Raw genomic sequence first — 18,057 nt, forward strand, 5'->3', positions numbered from 1 at the left:
GCAGAAGCCCCCAGGCATGCCGGTGCCCCCGGCGCCTGTGTGGCGTCGGGTGCGGGCGGGGTCATGGTCGGTGTCGTCGTTCGTGTTCGCCGGCCGCGGGGCGGTGGTGGTGCGCGTTGGGCGGGGCTTGCTGGCGTGTGGCGAGGGCGTCGTCGTAGGAGCCTCGGGTGAGGTCCCAGGTGACGTGTTGTCGTCCGTCGGTGTCGGTGGTGAAATGCCCGTGGAGGCGTCTGCTGTGGACGATGGTGTGGTGGCGTTGGCAGAGCAGGGCGGCGTTCGACAGGTCGGAGGCGCCGCCGTCGGCCCAGTGGGTGAGGTGGTGGGCGTCGGTCCAGGCGGCCGGGGCGTCGCAGCCGGGGTAGGTGCAGTGCCGGTCGCGTAGCCAGAGGCGTTTGATCTGGGCAGGGGTGAAGAGGCGGGTCGCTCGGCCGAGGTCGACGACGTCGCCGACCGGGTTGAGGACGGTGGGGATGATCGTGGCGTCGCAGGTCCAGCGGCGGACGGTGTCGGGGGTGACGAGGTCGCCGCTGGTGAGCGCGCCGAGCAGGGTCCCGGCACCGGCCGTACCGCAGGCACCTGCGGCATCGGCTGGTTCGGTGGCGCCGCTGTGCTGGGTCCGGTGGGTCTGGTGGGTCTGGAGGTCGCTGAGGGCGATGGTGACGAAGACCTGGGCCTTGGTCGAGGACCAGGTGCTGTCGCCGGCCTTGAGGGCGCGGGAGACGACGGCAACCAGGGCTTCGGCGCGCCTTTGCGCCGCGGGGCGTTCGTCGGGTTCGCCGTCGGGTCCGGGCGCGGGTGCGGATCCGGGGCCGATGGCGGCTTCGAGCAGGGCGCGGCCTTCGCGGGTGACGCGCAGCAGGTACTCGTACGTTCCGGGGGCGATCTGTCGCCCGGGGGTGAGGGCGGCGCCGGGTCGGGCTTTGTCCTCGCTGTCGTCGAAGGCGTCGTCGCGGCCGTGGGCGGCCAGGAGCCGTTCGCGCAGCTGCCGGACGGTGCGGGTGTCGTGACACTCGCCGAGGGTCATGAGGGCGCGCCAGATGGTGTCGACGGCGTCGGGGTTGTCGGGGTTGAGGTGGGGTCGCAGGAGCCGCATCTCGGTGAGCGCGACCTGCGCGGCGACGACGCCGACCCGTCCGGAGATGACCGCGTCGGCGAGGATGGCGTGGCGGGGGTCGCGGCAGGCGTCGGCGACGGCGACGAGTCGGGAGGCTCCGGCGACGGCATACCGGCGGTGATGACTCATGACCCACTCGCGTGAGCTCTGCGGTGGTGAGGCGCAGCCGGGTTCGCCGCGGTCGATGGCGTCGCGGGTGATCGCGACCTCGGCTCCCTCGCACACGGCGGCGAGCTCGCCAAGCGCTTCCATCCCGGCGGCGAGGTCGGCGCCGGACGCCTGCCACAGCACCGTCGGCAGGGCGGCGGCGGCTTCACGCGCGGCCTCGAGCCGGCGCACGCACTCGGCGTACCCCAGGCTCGCTGTTGGCGTGGTCCCCTCCGTCATGAACCCAACCTACGAGCCGCCACCGACAGCCACCGGCACGCGAATACGGCTGTGGCGCAGCCTTATTCGTCCGTAGGCATGGATCGAGCCACTCGCGTCACACTCGTCGCAGGGGTTGCGCTTCGGGTGGGAAAGTCGCGCCCGAAAGTGGATGGACATACATCGAGCCCCCACCGGCATGACGCCGGTGGGGGCTCGATGCAGGAGCGCCGGTCAGTCCCAGGGGTCGGGTGCGTTGAGCAGCTCCTCGGCGTTGGCCGGAGTGGCCGGGGCCTCCGGCTTGCGGCTCGCCTCGTCCTCGGCACCCGCGTCCCCGTCGCTCGTCCCGACGTCGTTCTGGGTGTCGACGCTCGCGGTCTCGGCCTGGTTCTCTGCAGGCTCAGGCGAGGCCGTCTGGTTCTCGGTCTCGGTCGCGGTCTGGGACTCAGTCTCGGAGTCGGTCTCGTCCTCCGACTCGGACGTCTCTTCTGTGCCTTCTGCCGCGACCTCGTCGGGTGCCGTGCCGACGGGTGCTGCGGGGTCATCCGTCGACGCGGACGCAGTCACAGGGTCGGCGTTGGAGTCGGCGTTGGAGACCTCCGTGGCTGCTTCGCTCGTGACGGTGGCCCGCTCGGACAGGTCGCTGGCGTCGTCCCACGGGTCGGGGGATGCCAGCAGCTCGTCACGGTTGGATGCGTCCCCGGGCACGGCTGAGTCGGACAACTCGGCGGCTGGCTGCTCCGATGCTCCTTCGTTGGCCGCCGAGGACGTCTCGGTCTGGACTCCGGAGTCGGACTGCGGCACCTCGGCCACGGGGGTCGGAGTGGCCGGCTCGTCCCACGGGTCGACGTCGTCGGGGGACGCAGCAGTCGGGGAGGTTGCGTCGTCCTCCGCTGCGGCCCGATCGACCTCGCTCGGCTCGGCCGTCGGCTCCTCGGCCGTTGCCTCGGCGCCGGTACCGGCCTCGTCCAGGGCTCCTGCGGGCGTGACTGGTTCGTCCCAGGGGTCGACGTCGTCGCTGGCTGGTGCCGTGACGGGGGAGGCCGGCTCGTCCTTCGGCTCCTCGGACTTGGCGGCAGGGGTGGCGGGCTCGTCCCAGGGGTCGACGTCATCAGTCGAGGCCGCGGCTGCGGTCTCCAACTTCTGTGGGGAGGGTGCGCCCTCGGACGCGGATGCCTTCGCCTCGGTCTCGGGCGCCTCTGCCTTGGAGGCCGGGACGGACGGCTCGTCCCACGGGTCGACGTCCTCGGCCGGTGCGGCAACCGCCGGCCCCTGGGTCTGCGCCGTCGCTTCTGGGGTGGTGGGGTCGTCCCACGGGTCTGCCTCGGCGGCAGCGGCGGCGGGAGCCTCGGCCTTGGGCTCCTCGGCCTGCGTGGGCTTGGCGGCGGGGGTGGCGGGCTGGTCCCACGGGTCTGCCTCGGCGGCAGCGGCGGCGGGAGCCTCGGCCTTGGGCTCCTCGGCCTGCGTGGGCTTGGCGGCGGGGGTGGCGGGCTGGTCCCACGGGTCTGCCTCGGCGGCAGCGGCGGCGGGAGCCTCGGCCTTGGGCTCCTCGGCCTGCGTGGGCTTGGCGGCGGGGGTGGCGGGCTGGTCCCACGGGTCCGCCTCGGCGGCAGCAGCGGGAACCTCAGTCTTGGGCTCCTCAGCCTGTGCAGGCGTGGCGGCGGGGGTGGCGGGCTCGTCCCACGGGTCCGCCTCGGCGGCAGCAGCGGTGGGAGCCTCGGCCACGGGCGCCTCGGCCACCGTGGCCGTCCCGACAGCAGCACCAGCACCAACCCCAGCCGCAGCGGCACCGGCGGCGGCAGCGGAACCGGACTGGCCGGCATACGACTCCGACTCGGAGGCGACGGCAGCGGCAGCCGACTCGTCGACCGCAACGTCAGCAGTCCCGTCCTCGGACCCGCGACGCACGGCAGCCAGCAGCATCTGCGCGACGTCGACGACCTCGACGTCCTCGCCGACGCCCTCGGACTGCTTGGCCGTCAACCCGTCGGAGATCATGACGCGGCAGAACGGGCAACCGATGGCGATGCGCTCGGCACCGGTGGCCAGGGCCTCCTCGGTGCGGTTCATGTTGATGCGACCGCCGAGCTTCTCCTCCATCCACATGCGGGCACCACCGGCGCCGCAGCAGAACGACTTCTCCTTGAAGCGCTCCATCTCGCGCAACTCGACGCCGGGCAGCGCGCCGATGAGCTCGCGCGGCGGGGCGTAGACGTTGTTGTGGCGACCGAGGTAGCAGGGGTCGTGGTACGTGACGGACGGGGCGGTCGAGGCCGCGTTCTTCGCCGACGACATTCCCGGGGCATCGGCCGGACGGGCGACGGGCACGAGCTTCTTGTCGCGCACGAGCCGGTTGAGCAGCTGCGTGTGGTGGACGACCTCGAACGAGCCGCCGAGGTCGGGGTACTCGTTCTTGATCGTGTTGAAGCAGTGGGCGCAGGTGACGACGATCTTCGTCGCGCCGGCGTCGTTGAGGGTCGCGACGTTCTGCTCGGCGAGCATCGAGAAGAGGATCTCGTTGCCCGCACGTCGCGCGGAGTCACCGGTGCAGGTCTCGCCGTCACCCAGCACCGCGAAGGACACACCGGCGGTATCGAGCAGCTCGGCGACAGCGCGGGTCGTCTTCTTGGCGCGGTCCTCGTAGGCACCGGCGCAGCCGACCCAGAAGAGCCAGTCCACCTCGGACGCGGACTCGACGTCCTTGCCGAGGATCCTGACCTCGAACGGCAGGTCCTTGGCCCAGTCGAGGCGGGCGCGCGCACCCATGCCCCACGGGTTGCCCTTGGACTCGAGGTTCTTGAAGAGGCCGCCGAGCTCGGACGGGAACGCCGACTCGATGAGCGTCTGGTAGCGCCGCATGTCGACGATGTGGTCGACGTGCTCGATGTCGACCGGGCACTGCTCGACGCACGCGCCACACGTCGTGCACGACCACAGGACGTCCTCGTCGATGACCGCGGTCGGCTCACCGTCGGGACCGAAACCGAGAGCGTTGTATGCCGTGAGCGGGCTGTCGAGGTCGTAGCCGGTCTGCCCGACGAGCGGGACCTCCGCGAGTGCCGTCGTGGCCGCGGGGAGCGACGCGCGCGCCTCCTCGGAGGCCGTGAGCCACGGTGACTTCGCGTTCGCGTGGTCGCGCAGCGTCATCATGAGCATCTTGGGCGAGAGCGGCTTGTCGGTGTTCCACGCGGGACACTGCGACTGGCAGCGGCCGCACTCGGTGCAGGTGGAGAAGTCGAGCAGGCCCTTCCACGTGAAGTCCTCGACCTTGCCGACGCCCAGCACCGGCTCAGCAGCGGACTCGTCCTCGGACTCTCCGAGGGCCTCCATGGCCTCCATCGAGAACGGCCGGCCGTCGCCCATGGTCATCGGCTTGAGGTTGCCGAGAGCGGTCCGGCCCGAGGCCTCGCGCTTGAACCAGATGTTGGGGAAGGCGAGGAAGCGGTGCCAGGCGACGCCCATCGTCGGCGTGAGCGAGATGGTGATCATCCACGCGAACGAGATGAGAATCTTGATGGCCGCGACGACGACGATCCACGCCTCAAGCGCGCCGACCGACGTGCCGGAGAAGAGGCCCGACAGCCATCCAGTGAGCGGGAAGTGCAGCCCGACGGACTCCTCCGGGTGCTCGACCTTGGTCAGCGCGGCCTCGAGGACGCGCAGGGTGAGGATGCACAGCGTGACGCCGAGGATCGTGAGCTCGACGTAGTAGGCCTGCCACCAGGTCGACCCGAAGAAGCGCGAGCGACGCCCGTCGACACCGGCCGCCGAACGGGGGTGCTTGAGCTGGCGGATGACGATGAGCACGACGATGCCGACGAGGCCGGTCCACGCGAAGACCTCGGTGAGCCACTCGTAGGGCGGGAAGTGACCGATGAGCGGCAGCTGCCAGCGCGGCTCGATGAGCTGGCCGAAGGCGGTGACGAGGGTGCCGAAGAGCAGGAGGAACGACAGCGCGGTGAACCAGTGCGCGACGGCGACGACCGGCAGCCGCGACATCCGGGTGTGGCCGAGGAACTCCTTGGCGAGCGTCCACGTGCGCGACATCGGGGCGTCGCTCCGGCGCGGATCCGCCTGTCCCACACGGTAGAGCGCGACGAAGCGCCCGATCTGTCGGAAGAGCAGGGCCCAGCCGACGAGCATCAGCGGGAAGCAGATGGCGGCGGCGACGATCTGGAGCGCGGACATGTCGGCGAGTCTAACGAGGGCTAAGCGCTTGCTCACCGCTCAGTGACGGCCCTCGCACCTCTGTGTCAGGACTCACGAGACGGCTGTCGGACCTCCGCGAGCATGCGCATATCTCGCCATTGCCTCCCGTTCGGTACGACGGCCATGTACCGAACGGGAGGAATTGGTGAGTTGTGCACGGGAGGTGGGTGCAGGAGGCCGGTGCATGGGTGAGTCAGCGGCGCAGGCGCTCCAGCAGGGGGCCGGCAGCCTCGGCGAGGAACTGCTCCTGGTGGTCGCCGCCGATCTGGACGAGCGCGAGGTCGGTGAAGCCGGCCTTGTCGAACTCGGCGACCGCCTCGGCGATGGCGTCAAGGTCCGGTCCGCACGGAATCGACTCGGCGACGTCCTCGGGCCGGACGAACTGGGTGGCACCCGCGAACCCGGCCGTCGTCGGGAGGTCGGCGTTGACCGCCCACCCGCCGGCGAACCACCGGAACTGCTCGTGGGCGCGCTCGACGGCGGCCTTCTCGTCGGGGTCCCAGCAGATCGGGATCTGCCCGATGGCGCGCGCCCCGCCATCGCCGATCGTCGGCGCACCCTCGGTCGAGTTCCACCCGTCGAGCAGCTTCTTGTCGGGCTCCGTCGTGATCATGTGGTCGGCCAGGGGGGAGAACCGGGCGATGGACTCCTCGCCGCTCACCGCGACGCCGATCGGCACCCCGCCGTCGGGCAGGTCCCAGATCCGTGCGGACTCGACGGTGAACCACTCCCCGTGGTGGTCGACGAGCTCGCCGGTGTGCAGGGCGCGGATCACCTCGATGGCCTCCTCGAGGAGGTCTTGCCGGGTCGCGACGGCGGGCCAGCCCTCGCCGACGACGTGCTCGTTGAGGTTCTCGCCGCTGCCGAGCCCGAGCGTGAACCGCCCGTCGGCGAGCAGCTGCACGGTCGCGGCCTTCTGGGCGACGACCGCCGGGTGGTAGCGGATCGTCGGACATGTCACGTAGGTCATGAGGTCGACCCGCTCGGTGGCGTGGGCGACGGCCCCGAGGACCGACCAGGCATAGGGCGCGTGACCCTGCGCCGACAGCCACGGGAAGTAGTGGTCGCTCATGACCTCGAAGTCGAACCCGGCCTCCTCGGCGCCCACCGCCCACCGCACGAGGTCCTTCGGGCCGCTCTGCTCGGTCATGAGGGTGTAGCCGATGCGCATCCATGCTCCTCCGGTAGGGGCGGTCTTCCCTCTCGACCGTAGGTCCGCGAGGCGCAGGGCGCACCCTCCCAAGGGAGGGGCGCGGCACGCAGGCGAGCACCCGGCATACGAGATGTGTCCCGCACTGCGGAACCTTCAGGGATAACGTGGTGTTGGAATGCACATAAGCAGGACCAACGTTTCTGGAACACTTGGCTCGACAACCACCACTGTCCGCACCCGGCCACCGCGCCGGTCGACACGAAGCAACGGAGACCCCATGCCCATCCTCGATGACGTCACCCAGGCCGTCGGCAACACCCCGCTGGTGCGGATCAACCGCATCATCGAGGCGCCCGAGGGCACGACGGTCGCCGCGAAGCTCGAGTTCTACAACCCGGCCAGCTCGGTCAAGGACCGCATCGGCGTCGCGATCATCGACGCGGCCGAGGCCTCGGGTGCCCTCAAGGAGGGCGGCACGATCGTCGAGGCGACGTCGGGCAACACCGGCATCGCCCTCGCGATGGTCGGCGCGGCCCGCGGCTACAAGGTCGTCCTCGCGATGCCCGAGTCGATGTCGAAGGAGCGCCGCGCGCTGCTGCGGGCCTACGGTGCGGAACTGGTCCTCACCGACCCCTCGACGGGCATGAAGGGCGCGGTCGCCAAGGCCGACGAGATCGTCGCCGAGCGTGAGGGCGCCGTCCTCGCGCGGCAGTTCGCCAACGAGGCCAACCCCGAGATCCACCGCCGCACGACCGCCGAGGAGATCTGGAAGGACACCGACGGCCAGGTCGACATCGTCGTCGCGGGCATCGGCACCGGTGGCACGATCACCGGCGTCGGCCAGGTCCTCAAGGAGCGCAAGCCCGACGTGCGGATCGTCGCCGTCGAGCCCGAGGAGTCCGCGATCCTCAACGGCGGCCAGCCCGGCCCGCACAAGATCCAGGGCATCGGCGCCAACTTCGTCCCCGAGATCCTCGACACCGAGATCTACGACGAGGTCATCGACGTCAACGCCGGCACCGCCGTCGAGTGGGCGCGCAAGGCCGCCACCGACGAGGGCCTGCTCGTCGGCATCTCCTCCGGCGCCGCCCTCGCCGCGGCCAACGAGGTCGCGACCCGTCCCGAGAACGCCGGCAAGACGATCGTCGTCATCATCCCGAGCTTCGGCGAGCGCTACCTCTCGACCGTCCTCTTCGAGGGCCTCGTCGACTGACGCGATGCTCACCCCACCACCTTCCGGTATGCCGTTCGCCCGCCTGCGCTCGCGCCTCGCGCGGGCGCGGGCGAGCGTGCGCGCGGACGTCGACGCGGCGATCGCACGCGACCCGGCAGCGATGTCCCGGACCGACCTCGTGCTCAACTCCCCCGGCCTGCACGCCATCTGGTCCTACCGGGTCGCACACAAGCTGTGGCAGCGCGAGCACCTCAAGCCCGCGGCGCGGGTGCTGTCGACGGCGACCCGGGCGGTCACCGGCGTGGAGATCCACCCGGGCGCGACGATCGGCAAGAGGTTCTTCATCGACCACGGCATGGGCGTCGTCATCGGTGAGACGGCGGAGGTCGGCGACGACGTGATGCTCTACCACGGCGTCACGCTCGGTGGCCGCTCGCTCGCGAGGGTCAAGCGCCACCCCACCGTCGGCAGCCGCGTGACGATCGGCGCGGGTGCGCGCATCCTCGGTCCGGTCGAGGTCGGCGACGACGTGCAGATCGGTGCCAACTCGGTCGTCGTCAAGGACGTGCCGTCGGGTGCGATCGCCACCGGCGTCCCGGCGCGGATCCGCTACCCCGACCACGCGGGCGAGGACCCCTACGAGGCGCTCTTCCGCGAGCCCGCGCTCTTCATCTGACGCACTCAGTCGGTCTGCCAGGTGCTGCCGTAGGCGCAGAATGCCTCCGCTCCCGGCACCGCCTGCGCGGTCAGCCGCAGCGCGGACGCGACGTCGACGCCGACCGCCAGCCGCCTGTGCAGGTCGACCATGGCGGCTGCCGCGACGTCGTCGTGCACCGGGTTCGTCGCCGCGACGACGCACTGCACCCCGAGCCCGAGCAGCGCGGCCGCGAGGCCGAGCGGTTCGTCGCCCGGTCGTCCGCGGCTGCGGCCGACGTCGCACGCCGACAGGACGACGAGCTCGGCGGCGAGGGGAGCCCGCAGCTCGTGCGCGAAGACCGGGCCGTCGGCGAGGTCGAGCGACGAGAAGAGCGGGCTCTGGTCGACGTGGTGCCCGTGCGCGGCCAGGTGCACGACGCTCGCCGTCGCGAGGGCCGAGCGCACGTCGGCCGTGACCGCCGCGCCCTCCGCGACGACGGCCGCCCCGGCCTCGCCGGTCTGGACCGTGCTCGCCGTGCTGCGTGGTCGGACCCCCGAGCCGTCACCCGTATGCCGGCCCCACGCCTCGGCGACCGCGCGCACCTCCTCGCGCGCCCGCGGGAGACCAGGCCCCCACAGGGCGCCGATGGTCGGGTCGGCGCTCGCCGTGACCGGTCGGCGCACCCACGCCGTCGCCGACGGCGCTGCGACGACGGGGTGTTCGCGCAGCGTGGGCAGCGCCCGCCACGGGAGTGACGCGAGCCCGACCGTGGGGACCACGACGACCGTGCCCGAGAGCTCGACACCGCGCAGCAGCAGCCCGTCGACCTCGCGCAGCGAGGACTCGCGGGCACGGGCGAGGAAGGCCGCCATCGACGGCCTCGCGACGGCATACGCGCGCATGTCGGAGGTGAGGCGTGCACTCGCGGAGGCGACGTCGCGGACCGGGCCGAGGACGCTCTGGGCGGCTGTGCCGGAGCGGTCGACGACGAGCCGGACGACGGTGCCGCGGACCTCGTGGAAGGTGACGAGCGTGGCGTCACGCTCGGCGACCGCCCGCGCCGCCGCCTCGAAGGCGACCGCGCGGACGTCGGCTTCGTCGCGCTCCCCTCGGGCAGCGCGCAGCCGTTCGGTGATCTCGCTTTGGAGGAGGACGACCTCGCGCTGGGCGCTCGACAGGGGGGTGTCGTCCGCGCTCCGCCGCAGGCGGCGCAGGCGGCCGACGAGCGCTGCGGTCTCCTCGTCCTCGGGCGGGCGCAGGGGCGGGGCGCGGTGCGACGCGGCTCGCCACCGCTCGACGCTCTCGAAGAGCGCGGGCAGCGACCCGGAGTCGGTCGCGGCCTCGACGTCGGCGTCTCGGATGCGCGCGGCGTGGAAGGCCAGCCCGGCCCGGATCTCCATGCTGTGCACGCCGCCCTGGTCGAGGGCGAGCTGCTCAGCGGCCTCCTCGAGGATCCGCGTCGCCCGGTCGGCGTCACCGTCAGCGGCGGCGAGCCTCGAGGCGAGGAGGTGCTCGTGGAGACGGGCGCCGAGCGGCTGGGGCTGGTCGCTGCGCAGGCGCTCGAGCTCCACCCGCGCGGCCTGCCGGTCGTTGTGCGCGAGCGCCACCTCGGCGCGGATCCGGGTGGCGAGGCGTTCGGGCGGGGTCACCGGGGTGGTGGTGTCCCACTTCGCCGCGACGCGGGACGCGCGGGTGAGGCTGCGGCCGACGCCGAGGTCGACGGCCGCGCCGAAGAGCTCGACCTCCTCGGTCCGGCCGTCGGCGTGCAGCGCCCGGAAGGTGCGCACGGCGTGCCCCGCCCGGACCCGGGCCTGCGCCACGTCGCCGCGGAGCAGGGCCGAGCGGGCGAGGTCGAGCTGGACGTCTCCGCGCTCGAGCGGCTGCCGGTCCCGCCGCGCGGCGTCGAGCCCGCGGGCGAGGACGTCCTCGGCCTCGTCGATGAGACCGGCGTCGAGGAGCACCTTGCCGAGGTCGAGCAGGCCGCGGGCGCTCGTGATGTCGAGCGGCATGTCGGCGGCCTCGCGCATGAGCGCCAGTGCGCCGGGGATGTCGCCGGCGATCCACGCGACGCAGCCGAGGTTGTGCCGCGCCTTGTACTCCTGCGCCACGAAGCCGTGCTCGACGGCGATGTCGAGGGCGCGGTCGAGGTCGGCCCGTCCGTGCTCGAGGTCGCCGAGCGAGACCGACGCGAGCCCCCGGTTGAGCAGGGCCGAGCAGCGTTCGCGCGGCACGAGCTCGTCGAGGTGGGGCTCGACGTGGCCGAGCTCGTCGAGGGACTCGATCCAGTTGGAGCACATGACGTGGATCGCCCCGGCCTGCAGGTGCGCTTGCACCTCGAGCAGAGGGGCGTCGTGGCGGCGGGCGAGGTCGCGCACCGAGCCGAGGAGCGCGAGGGCGGCATCCGGTCCGTCGATGCCGAGGCGCGACACGGCCCGGGTGATGAGGACCCGTGCCCGCAGACGGGCGAGGTCCCGCGCCTCGTCGGCGCCCGCTGGCGTGACGGCGTCGAGGGCCGTGAGGGCGCGCGACAGCGCGGCGTCGGCTCGTCGGTAGTGTCCCGCCGAGTTCTCGGCCTTCCCCCTCTCGTGGAGGTCGCGAATGCTGTCGAGCGTCGTGGTCGGCCGCCCCTCAGATCTCGATCCCGGGCGTGATGACCGGGCGGGCGCCCGGCTCGTCGTGGCGCCTGATGACGAGGTGGACGGTTCCGCGTTCGACTCCCTCGAAGACGAAGCGCCCCTCGTCGTCGGCCGTCGTCGTCGCGGACCGGGCGCGCTCGCGCAGCTCGACCTCCGCGCCCGGCGCGGTGACCCACCCGCGCACGGTGGTCGTGCCGCGGTCGGCGTCCTCGAGCGTGACCATGATGCTCAGCCCGTCGCTCTCGAACGTCACCGTCGTGGCGCGGTCGTACTCCGTGGTGCGGACCGTGCCGGCCGGGGCGCCCTCGTTGATGATGTGGGCGACCTCCGCCTCGAGGCTGGCGACCGTCATCGCGAACTTCACGCGCTCGGCGAGGCCGCTGGGCACGGGGTCGGCGGCGGCGAGGTGCGTGCGGACGAGGGCAAGGGCGCGCTCGTCGTCGGCGTCCATCGGCTGGCCAGCGAGGACGTCCTCGGCCGGGTTCGGGGTGTTCATGCCGTCACCTCCCAGGCGGGGTCGGACGTGAGGGCGAGCCTCAGCTTGGCGAGGCACCGACCGCGCGTGGGCCCGATGCTGCCGACGGGCATCCCCAGCGCGGCGCTCACGGCGGCGTAGTCGGGGCGGTCGACGAAGGCGACGAGCCGGAGGAGCTGCTGGCAACGCTCGGGGAGGCGCTCGATGTGCCGCCAGATGACACCGGCGAGCTCGGACTCCTCGGTCGCGACGGCCGGGTCGGGGACGGTCGCCGCGGCGGTCGGGTCGAGTGTGGGCGTCTCCTCCCACGGCTCCCTCGGCACGGTCCGCCGACCGCGGCGCACCGCGCTCCAGGCCTCGCGCTTCGTCGTCATGAGCAGCCACTGGAGCACGGCCTGCGGGTCGGCGATGTCGTGGGTGTGCTCGACGAGCTTGAGCCACGTCGTCTGGACGACGTCCTCGGCGAGGGCCGGGTCAGCTCCCTGCGACCGGGCGGTGTGCCAGAGCAGCGGTGTCACGTCGTCGACGAGACGGTCCATCGCACTGGAGTCGCCCTCGCGGTGCAGGGTGAAGGCCCGCGCCGCGGTGAGGGCGAGGCTCGGCGCCGCACCCGCGGTGCCGGGCTGCTCGTCGCGTGCGGTGCTCACGGCTTCTCCTCGAGGGCCTTGGCCGCGGAGGCGAGGACCTGCTCGACGACCTCGCGGGCGCGGGACCCGAGCTCGTCGGCCCCCTTGGCGCCGTGACCGGCCAGACCGGACGCGATGTCGCCGGCGAGGGCCGGTGCGGCGAACGAGGTCCCGCTCCACAGCCCGAACCCGCCGCTGTAGTCGTCGGTGTCGACGGCGCCCCGCGTGGGCACGGAGGGGAGCACGCTCGCGTTCGCCTGCTTGAGGACCTCGCCGCGCCGCGAGGCGTTGAAGGTCACGGGCATCGTGCTCACGACGGAGGTCGCGGCGGAGTAAGCCCTCACCCAGCCTCCGGTGTTCGAGTAGACCGACACCGTGCGACGGTCGGGGTTGAGGGCGCCGACGCTCACCATCGGTGCACCGCTCGTCACCTGGGAGGCATAGGCGGCAGGGAAGAACTCGACGTCGCTGGAGTCGTTGCCCGCGGCCGCGACGACGGTGACACCGAGCGAGGCCAGGCCGCGCAGCACCCGGAAGAGCGCCTCCTCGTCGTCGAAGGCCCCCGGCGTCTCGTGCCGGTAGCCGAGCGAGAGCGTGACGACGTGCAGGGCCTGCGAGCGGTCGCCGCCGTCGCGCAGGGCGACGAGCTGGCGCAGGTAGAGACCGGTGAGGGCTCGCACGACGTCGGTCTCGTCGGCGACGCCGTCGCCCCACATGACCGGGACGGACAGGATCCGGGCGTCGGGACAGTGCTGGCGGATGACCCCGGCGATGAACGTCCCGTGCCCGGCAAGCCGGTCGAGGCGGCCGTTGACCGGGTCGGTCGTCACGCCGGCGTCCTCCGGGTCGTGCCCCGCCGGGAAGGTCACGCCGAGCGACCCCGCCGAACCGTCCGGGTGCCGCTCGACGCCGGTGTCGAACCACGGGTGCTTGCCCAGCCCGGTGTCGAGCACGGCGACGACCGGTCCGTCCTCGCTGCGTGGCCCCACGACCGGCGCCGACCACACGACCGGGATGCGGCCGCCGGACCCGCGACCGATGCCGTCGCCCCAGCCGATGCCGTCACCCCAACCGATCCCGTCCCCCCAGCCGATGCCGTCGCCCCAGCCGATGCCGTCGCCCCAGCCGATCCCGTCGCCCCAGCCTGCCGCTGTCATGACGTGGGCCAGGCCGATGCCGCGCGCCCCACGGGTCCGGGTCGACTGGAGGATCTCCCAGGCGTCCGCCGGGGCGGAGTCGCGCTGGGCGGGCACGAGCCGGACGGCCGTCTGCCCCACCGCGTCGAGCTGCTCCAGGAGGTCGTTGCGCCGCGCCAGACCGAGGAGGCCGTCGTCGGGAACCGGCTCCACGGCATACCCGCGTTCCTTTGCCGTCTCGGCGAGCACACTGAAGCGCTCGTCGAAGGAGAAGCCCTCGAGACCACTCACGAGCAGGACGTCGGCGACGTATGCCGTGGGGTCCGGCGCGCGCCCGTCGACCCGGACAGCGGTGGTCGGGTCGAGGAAGCGGGCGCCCAGGCGACGCACGGCCGTGCCCGGGACGACGGTGGTGGGGATGCGTCGCATGGCCCTGTCGGGGCGTTCGTCGTGGTTCATCTGTGCCTTCCGTGAGCTCACGTGCTGACTCGCGGCGGCTGGTGCCGTCAGTTCAGCGTAGGGATTGGCCGGTCACGTGGAAAGGAGTTCGGCAAAGCCGTCCAGATACGCGATCGGCACACGAATCTGTGCAAAAAGTCGCCGCCCCGCCGATGTATCTGGCCAGACGGGGCGGACTCCTTCTCGCTGTCGGGGCCGTGCAGGGGCGGCCCCGCACCCAGCCCGAGGAGCAGTCATGGCAACACAACCCGAACAGGCCGCCCAGCGCGCGGCGATCAGGCCGGTCAAGGAGTCCGTCGAGGACGAGCTCATCGCCAGGCCCGGCGTCGTCGCCGTCGACATCGCCGAGAAGGAGACCGACGGCAGGAAGACCGGCGAGCTGAGCATCGTCGTCTTCGTCGAGGAGAAGAAGCCGAAGGGCAAGCTCGGCAAGGGGGCCCTCATCCCGGCGGAGATCGACGGTGTCAAGACGGACGTCCAGGAGCTCGAGATCGAGCTCCAGCCGGCCTTCAAGCAGGTCGACGAGACCGAGCTGCTCGTCGACCCGGCCAACTACCCGACCCTCGCCGGCGGCATCAGCATCGGCCCGCGGCGCAGCGTCTTCCTCTCGCCGCCGGACGTCCCGGCGCCGGGGAACTACGTCTTCGTGGGCACGCTCGGTGCGATGGTCCGTGACCGGGCGACGGGGGCGACGATGGCCTTGACGAACTTCCACGTCGCGTGTGTCAACAACACGTGGAGCGTCGGCGACCGCATGGTCCAGCCCTCGCTCGTCGACGGCGGTGCGCCCACCGGGGAGTTCGGCTCGCTCACGCGAGCGGTCCTGTCCGACAACGTCGACGGCGCCGTCATCACCGTCGACACGTCGGAGCCGTGGACGGCCACCGTCACCGGGATCGGCGACGTCGTGGGCAGCACCGCGGCCACGGTCGGCATGGCCGTGCAGAAGCGGGGGCGCACGACCGAGCACACGTTCGGGACCGTCGCCTCGACCGACTTCACCGTCACGGTCGACTATGGGAGCGACGTCGGCTCGCGCACGCTGCGCCACCAGATCCGCATCGACACCGACACCGCGCGCAACCCGCGGTTCTCCAACACCGGTGACTCCGGGTCGGTCATCCTCGACGGCTCGCGCAACGTCGTCGGGCTGCTCTTCGCCGGTGCGACGAACGGGTCGATGACCTTCGCCAACCCCATCCAGGCCGCCCTCGACGAGCTCGCCGTCGACCTGCTCGTCCCGACGGCGCTCGTGACGCGACCCATCTCCTCGTGCCTCAACACCCGGATCTCGATCTGCCTGCGGACCCGTCCGGAGGTGTCGTGCCCGACGATCAGGACGCGGATCGCGGCGCTGTGCCCGACCCTGCTCACCCGGTCACCGATCTGCGACGCCGTCACCCGGCCGACGCTGTGCGACGTCACCCGGCCGGCGCTCTGCGAGATCGAGGTCACCCGGTTCGGCTGCCCGCTCCCGACCCGTGCGTGCGGCGGCGAGTGGGAGCGTCCGCCGGTGGAGTGGTCGATCGGCGGCCGGAGGAGCGCCTACGGCGCGTCCACGGACGACATCGAGTCCGCCGCCGACGAGGCGTTCTGGACCGGCTACCGCGCCGCGCTCGAGGAGGTCGAGACCCTCGACTCCGCCACCGACGGGTCCGGCCACCCGGGTGGTGCCTGACCGTGGCCGCGTCGCCCAGCCTGCTCGGCGCGGCCGTCCGTCACGGGCTCGTGCCCGTGGCGGACGTCCGTGCCGGCCGCGTGCGGGTGCGACCGGTGTCCCGCAGCAACGCCGTGCACGCGGTCGAGCGGGCCGGGGTCGCCGTCGGCTTCGTCAAGCAACCCGGCACGGCGGCGCGGCTCGACGGTGACGACACCGCCGCCGTCGAGGCCCGCATCCTGGGCGCCATCGCGCCCCTCCGACTCGCACCGGCCCCGATCCTGCAGGGGGGATCGGGGTCGGTGTGGATGACCGCGCTGCCGGGGGTCGAGCTCGCGGGCGTCGTCGGGGGCGCGATTCTCCGCCCCGTCGCCATCGATGTCGGGCGCGCGCTCGCCCGGCTCCACCGCTTCCCGGTCGCCGGGTCGGGCCTGCCCGAAGCGGCCACGCCCTGGCCGCTGCTGGACGCGCTGCCCGTCTCGATGGAGGGTGGCCGCGTCCGGCCCGACACCCGCGTCGTCCTCGACCGCCTCGCCGACCCGGCCTTCCGGCGTGCCGTCGATGTGGCCCGCGCACAGTGGCGGCCGACCCACCTCGTGCACGGCGACGTCGCGGCCGGCAACGTCATGGTCGAGACCTCGCCGGCCGGGGGCGTGCGGATCGCCCTCCTGGACTTCGAGCTCGGCGGACTCGGCAGCCCTGAGCACGACCTCGCCTCTGCCGCAGCGATGTTCGCCGCCCTCTCGCCTTCCGGCCTCGACCTGGCGGCGCTCTGCCTCGAGTCCTACTGGGCCGCCTGCGGCCCGGCCGAGCTCACGCCCGCGTGGCGCTGCGTGCGTGCCGTCATGACGGCCTGGCAGGTCGCCTTGGGTCGCGGCGACGCCGGCGCGGCAGAGGTCGCCCGGCTGCTCGCGGTCGCCGAGGCCGCCGCGGCCGAGGTGCCGTCATGAGCACGTGGGCGCCGGAGCACGCGAGCCGGGTGCTCACGGCATACAAGGTTCTTCGCGAGGCTCCCACGGACGCCTCGCCCGCCGACGTCCTCTATCGCGACTGGTATGCCGTCCGCCCACCTCGCAGCGCCCCTCATGACCGCTGGGCCGCGCCGGTCGCGGGCACGGCGCGGGCCGCCCACGCGGGGTCGGCACGCTGGTCGCAGGAGGACACCGAGGTCGTCGCCACGGGCATCGCCGGGATCGTCGTCGTCGCGACGCCGACTGGGCGCCGGGCCCTGTGCCGCGGCGAGTACGTCACGACCCGGGGCAGGCCCGGGTTCCCGCCACGCACCGGGGACCGCGTGCGGGTCCTCGACCGCCCCGGATCGGTCATCCAGGAGGGGTGGTGGCGGACCTGGGGCGGTCGATGGGACCCGAGCTCGGTGCCGGCGGGGCTGGTGCGCGTCTATCTCCGGCCCGCGGCCGGCGAGGTCGGCCGGCTCGTGCGCGCCGTGACCTCGGTGCTCGACGCCGACGGGTTGTGGATGCTCAAGGTCGCCGCCTCCGCCGAGCAGCTCGACCGGCCCGACGCCGTCGTGCTCTACCTCGCCGGACCGCGGCGCCACCGGGTGCGGCGCGCCGTCGTCGAGGCCCTCACCGGTCTCACGACAGGGGAGCCCCCGGCCCTCACGGCCCGGCTCGGCGAGGGCATCGGGTGGGCCGAGGACCCCGGGACGGGTGCGAGCTTCGGCGAAGTCCGGTGCGCGGCGGTCGCCACGGCATACGCTCGACTCGCCGGGGAGGTCGTCGACGCCGGAGCGTGGCTCGACCTCGTCGCCGACGAGCTGCGGAGCACCGGGGTGGACCCCTCTGCACCTCACCGGGGCACGCGGGCGACGGAGTCGGCGTGATGAGGGCCGCCCTGACCGAGACGGAGCACGACCTGATGCCAGGGAGCGACCCCACCGACGAGCCTGCCGATCAGCGCGCCGTCGTGCTCGCGGCCGCCCACCGGTGCGTCGACCTCCTCGTGCGCACCGCGATCCTCGACGACGACGGCGACCCGACCTGGCCCGCCTGGGAGACCGGACCAGAGGGCGCCATCGGTGTCGTCGCCGGCCGGCGCTCCCTCTACGACGGCGATGCCGGGGTGGTGTGGTCGCTGACCCACCTCGGCGAGGCCCTCAACCGCCCCGACGCCGTCGAGCTCGCCGCGTCGGGGATGCGAGCGCTCCTGCGATCGCGTCCTGACGAGCCGGACGCCCCCGCAGGGCTGCTCGTCGGCGAGGCCGGGGTCGACCTGCTCCGTCGCGGGCGCGCCTCGCGCGGCTGGTCCGACGGGAGCGACCTCACCGACGGGCTCGCCGGGATCCTGCTCTCACTGGCGCGAGCCCGCCACCACGAGGAGCACGCCGCCGCCGTTGTCGCCGAGCTGCGCCACCGCGCGCGCGTCGAGCCGTGGGGCCGCAGCTGGCCCGACCAC

General features: G+C 72.9%; 13 protein-coding genes. 6 read left to right on the forward strand and 7 right to left on the reverse strand.

Features of this window, described 5'->3' with window-relative positions; all coding sequences use genetic code 11:
• Positions 1–61: 61 nt before the first annotated feature.
• The 3 genes from N798_RS17395 to N798_RS10310 form a co-directional block, all read right to left on the reverse strand.
• On the reverse strand, positions 62–1,501 hold the full coding sequence (locus tag N798_RS17395) for an HNH endonuclease signature motif containing protein (RefSeq protein ID WP_084100478.1): 1,440 nt from the start codon (positions 1,499–1,501) through the stop codon (positions 62–64).
• Between the two features lie 213 nt (positions 1,502–1,714).
• Entirely contained in the window at positions 1,715–5,668 is a 3,954-nt protein-coding gene (locus N798_RS10305; RefSeq protein WP_035948210.1) for a heterodisulfide reductase-related iron-sulfur binding cluster, read from the reverse strand.
• A gap of 214 nt (positions 5,669–5,882) precedes the next feature.
• Positions 5,883–6,860 (reverse strand): LLM class F420-dependent oxidoreductase, encoded by a 978-nt coding sequence (locus N798_RS10310; RefSeq protein ID WP_035948212.1) that lies wholly within the window; start codon positions 6,858–6,860, stop codon positions 5,883–5,885.
• Between the two features lie 259 nt (positions 6,861–7,119).
• Between N798_RS10310 and cysK the strand changes: the two genes are divergently transcribed.
• Together cysK and epsC are read left to right on the forward strand one after the other, a co-directional pair.
• Positions 7,120–8,055, forward strand: a complete 936-nt coding sequence (gene cysK / locus N798_RS10315; protein WP_035948213.1) for a cysteine synthase A — start codon at positions 7,120–7,122, stop codon at positions 8,053–8,055.
• 4 nt (positions 8,056–8,059) lie between these two features.
• Complete coding sequence (epsC, locus tag N798_RS10320) at positions 8,060–8,692, forward strand: serine O-acetyltransferase EpsC (protein WP_371870445.1); 633 nt, start codon at positions 8,060–8,062, stop codon at positions 8,690–8,692.
• 5 nt (positions 8,693–8,697) lie between these two features.
• On the opposite strand, the gene N798_RS10325 is transcribed toward epsC, so the two are convergent.
• The 4 genes from N798_RS10325 to N798_RS10340 form a co-directional block, all read right to left on the reverse strand.
• Complete coding sequence (locus tag N798_RS10325; RefSeq protein ID WP_035948215.1) at positions 8,698–11,082, reverse strand: CHAT domain-containing protein; 2,385 nt, start codon at positions 11,080–11,082, stop codon at positions 8,698–8,700.
• Between the two features lie 199 nt (positions 11,083–11,281).
• Complete coding sequence (locus N798_RS10330; protein ID WP_035948216.1) at positions 11,282–11,785, reverse strand: hypothetical protein; 504 nt, start codon at positions 11,783–11,785, stop codon at positions 11,282–11,284.
• Positions 11,782–12,411, reverse strand: a complete 630-nt coding sequence (locus tag N798_RS10335; RefSeq protein ID WP_035948217.1) for an RNA polymerase sigma factor — start codon at positions 12,409–12,411, stop codon at positions 11,782–11,784. The genes N798_RS10330 and N798_RS10335 overlap by 4 nt, the downstream gene beginning before the upstream one ends.
• On the reverse strand, positions 12,408–14,006 hold the full coding sequence (locus N798_RS10340) for a S8/S53 family peptidase (RefSeq protein WP_156971702.1): 1,599 nt from the start codon (positions 14,004–14,006) through the stop codon (positions 12,408–12,410). Before N798_RS10340 ends, N798_RS10335 begins: the two co-directional genes overlap by 4 nt.
• A 214-nt stretch (positions 14,007–14,220) precedes the next feature.
• On the opposite strand from N798_RS10340, the gene N798_RS10345 reads away from it, so the two are divergent.
• The 4 genes from N798_RS10345 to N798_RS10360 all read left to right on the forward strand — a co-directional run.
• On the forward strand, positions 14,221–15,663 hold the full coding sequence (locus tag N798_RS10345) for a chymotrypsin family serine protease (RefSeq protein ID WP_052117162.1): 1,443 nt from the start codon (positions 14,221–14,223) through the stop codon (positions 15,661–15,663).
• A 2-nt stretch (positions 15,664–15,665) separates the two neighbouring features.
• Positions 15,666–16,592, forward strand: a complete 927-nt coding sequence (locus N798_RS10350) for a phosphotransferase family protein (RefSeq protein WP_035948219.1) — start codon at positions 15,666–15,668, stop codon at positions 16,590–16,592.
• Positions 16,589–17,485, forward strand: coding sequence for a T3SS effector HopA1 family protein (locus tag N798_RS10355; protein ID WP_035948220.1), 897 nt, complete (start codon positions 16,589–16,591; stop codon positions 17,483–17,485). The genes N798_RS10350 and N798_RS10355 overlap by 4 nt, the downstream gene beginning before the upstream one ends.
• A gap of 35 nt (positions 17,486–17,520) precedes the next feature.
• Positions 17,521–18,057 (forward strand): glycoside hydrolase family protein (locus N798_RS10360; protein WP_156971703.1); only part of this gene is annotated, 537 nt, incomplete at its 3' end.

Source organism: Knoellia flava TL1 (assembly GCF_000768675.1).
Classification (GTDB): domain Bacteria; phylum Actinomycetota; class Actinomycetes; order Actinomycetales; family Dermatophilaceae; genus Knoellia; species Knoellia flava.

What these genes read in the sequence shown, in the direction of transcription:
- N798_RS17395 (WP_084100478.1), bottom strand. Translation starts at nt 1,501, where the DNA reads ATGACGGAGGGGACCACGCCAACAGCGAGCCTGGGGTACGCCGAGTGC.
- N798_RS10305 (WP_035948210.1), bottom strand. Translation starts at nt 5,668, where the DNA reads ATGTCCGCGCTCCAGATCGTCGCCGCCGCCATCTGCTTCCCGCTGATG.
- N798_RS10310 (WP_035948212.1), bottom strand. Translation starts at nt 6,860, where the DNA reads ATGCGCATCGGCTACACCCTCATGACCGAGCAGAGCGGCCCGAAGGAC.
- cysK (WP_035948213.1), top strand. Translation starts at nt 7,120, where the DNA reads ATGCCCATCCTCGATGACGTCACCCAGGCCGTCGGCAACACCCCGCTG.
- epsC (WP_371870445.1), top strand. Translation starts at nt 8,060, where the DNA reads ATGCTCACCCCACCACCTTCCGGTATGCCGTTCGCCCGCCTGCGCTCG.
- N798_RS10330 (WP_035948216.1), bottom strand. Translation starts at nt 11,785, where the DNA reads ATGAACACCCCGAACCCGGCCGAGGACGTCCTCGCTGGCCAGCCGATG.
- N798_RS10345 (WP_052117162.1), top strand. Translation starts at nt 14,221, where the DNA reads ATGGCAACACAACCCGAACAGGCCGCCCAGCGCGCGGCGATCAGGCCG.
- N798_RS10355 (WP_035948220.1), top strand. Translation starts at nt 16,589, where the DNA reads ATGAGCACGTGGGCGCCGGAGCACGCGAGCCGGGTGCTCACGGCATAC.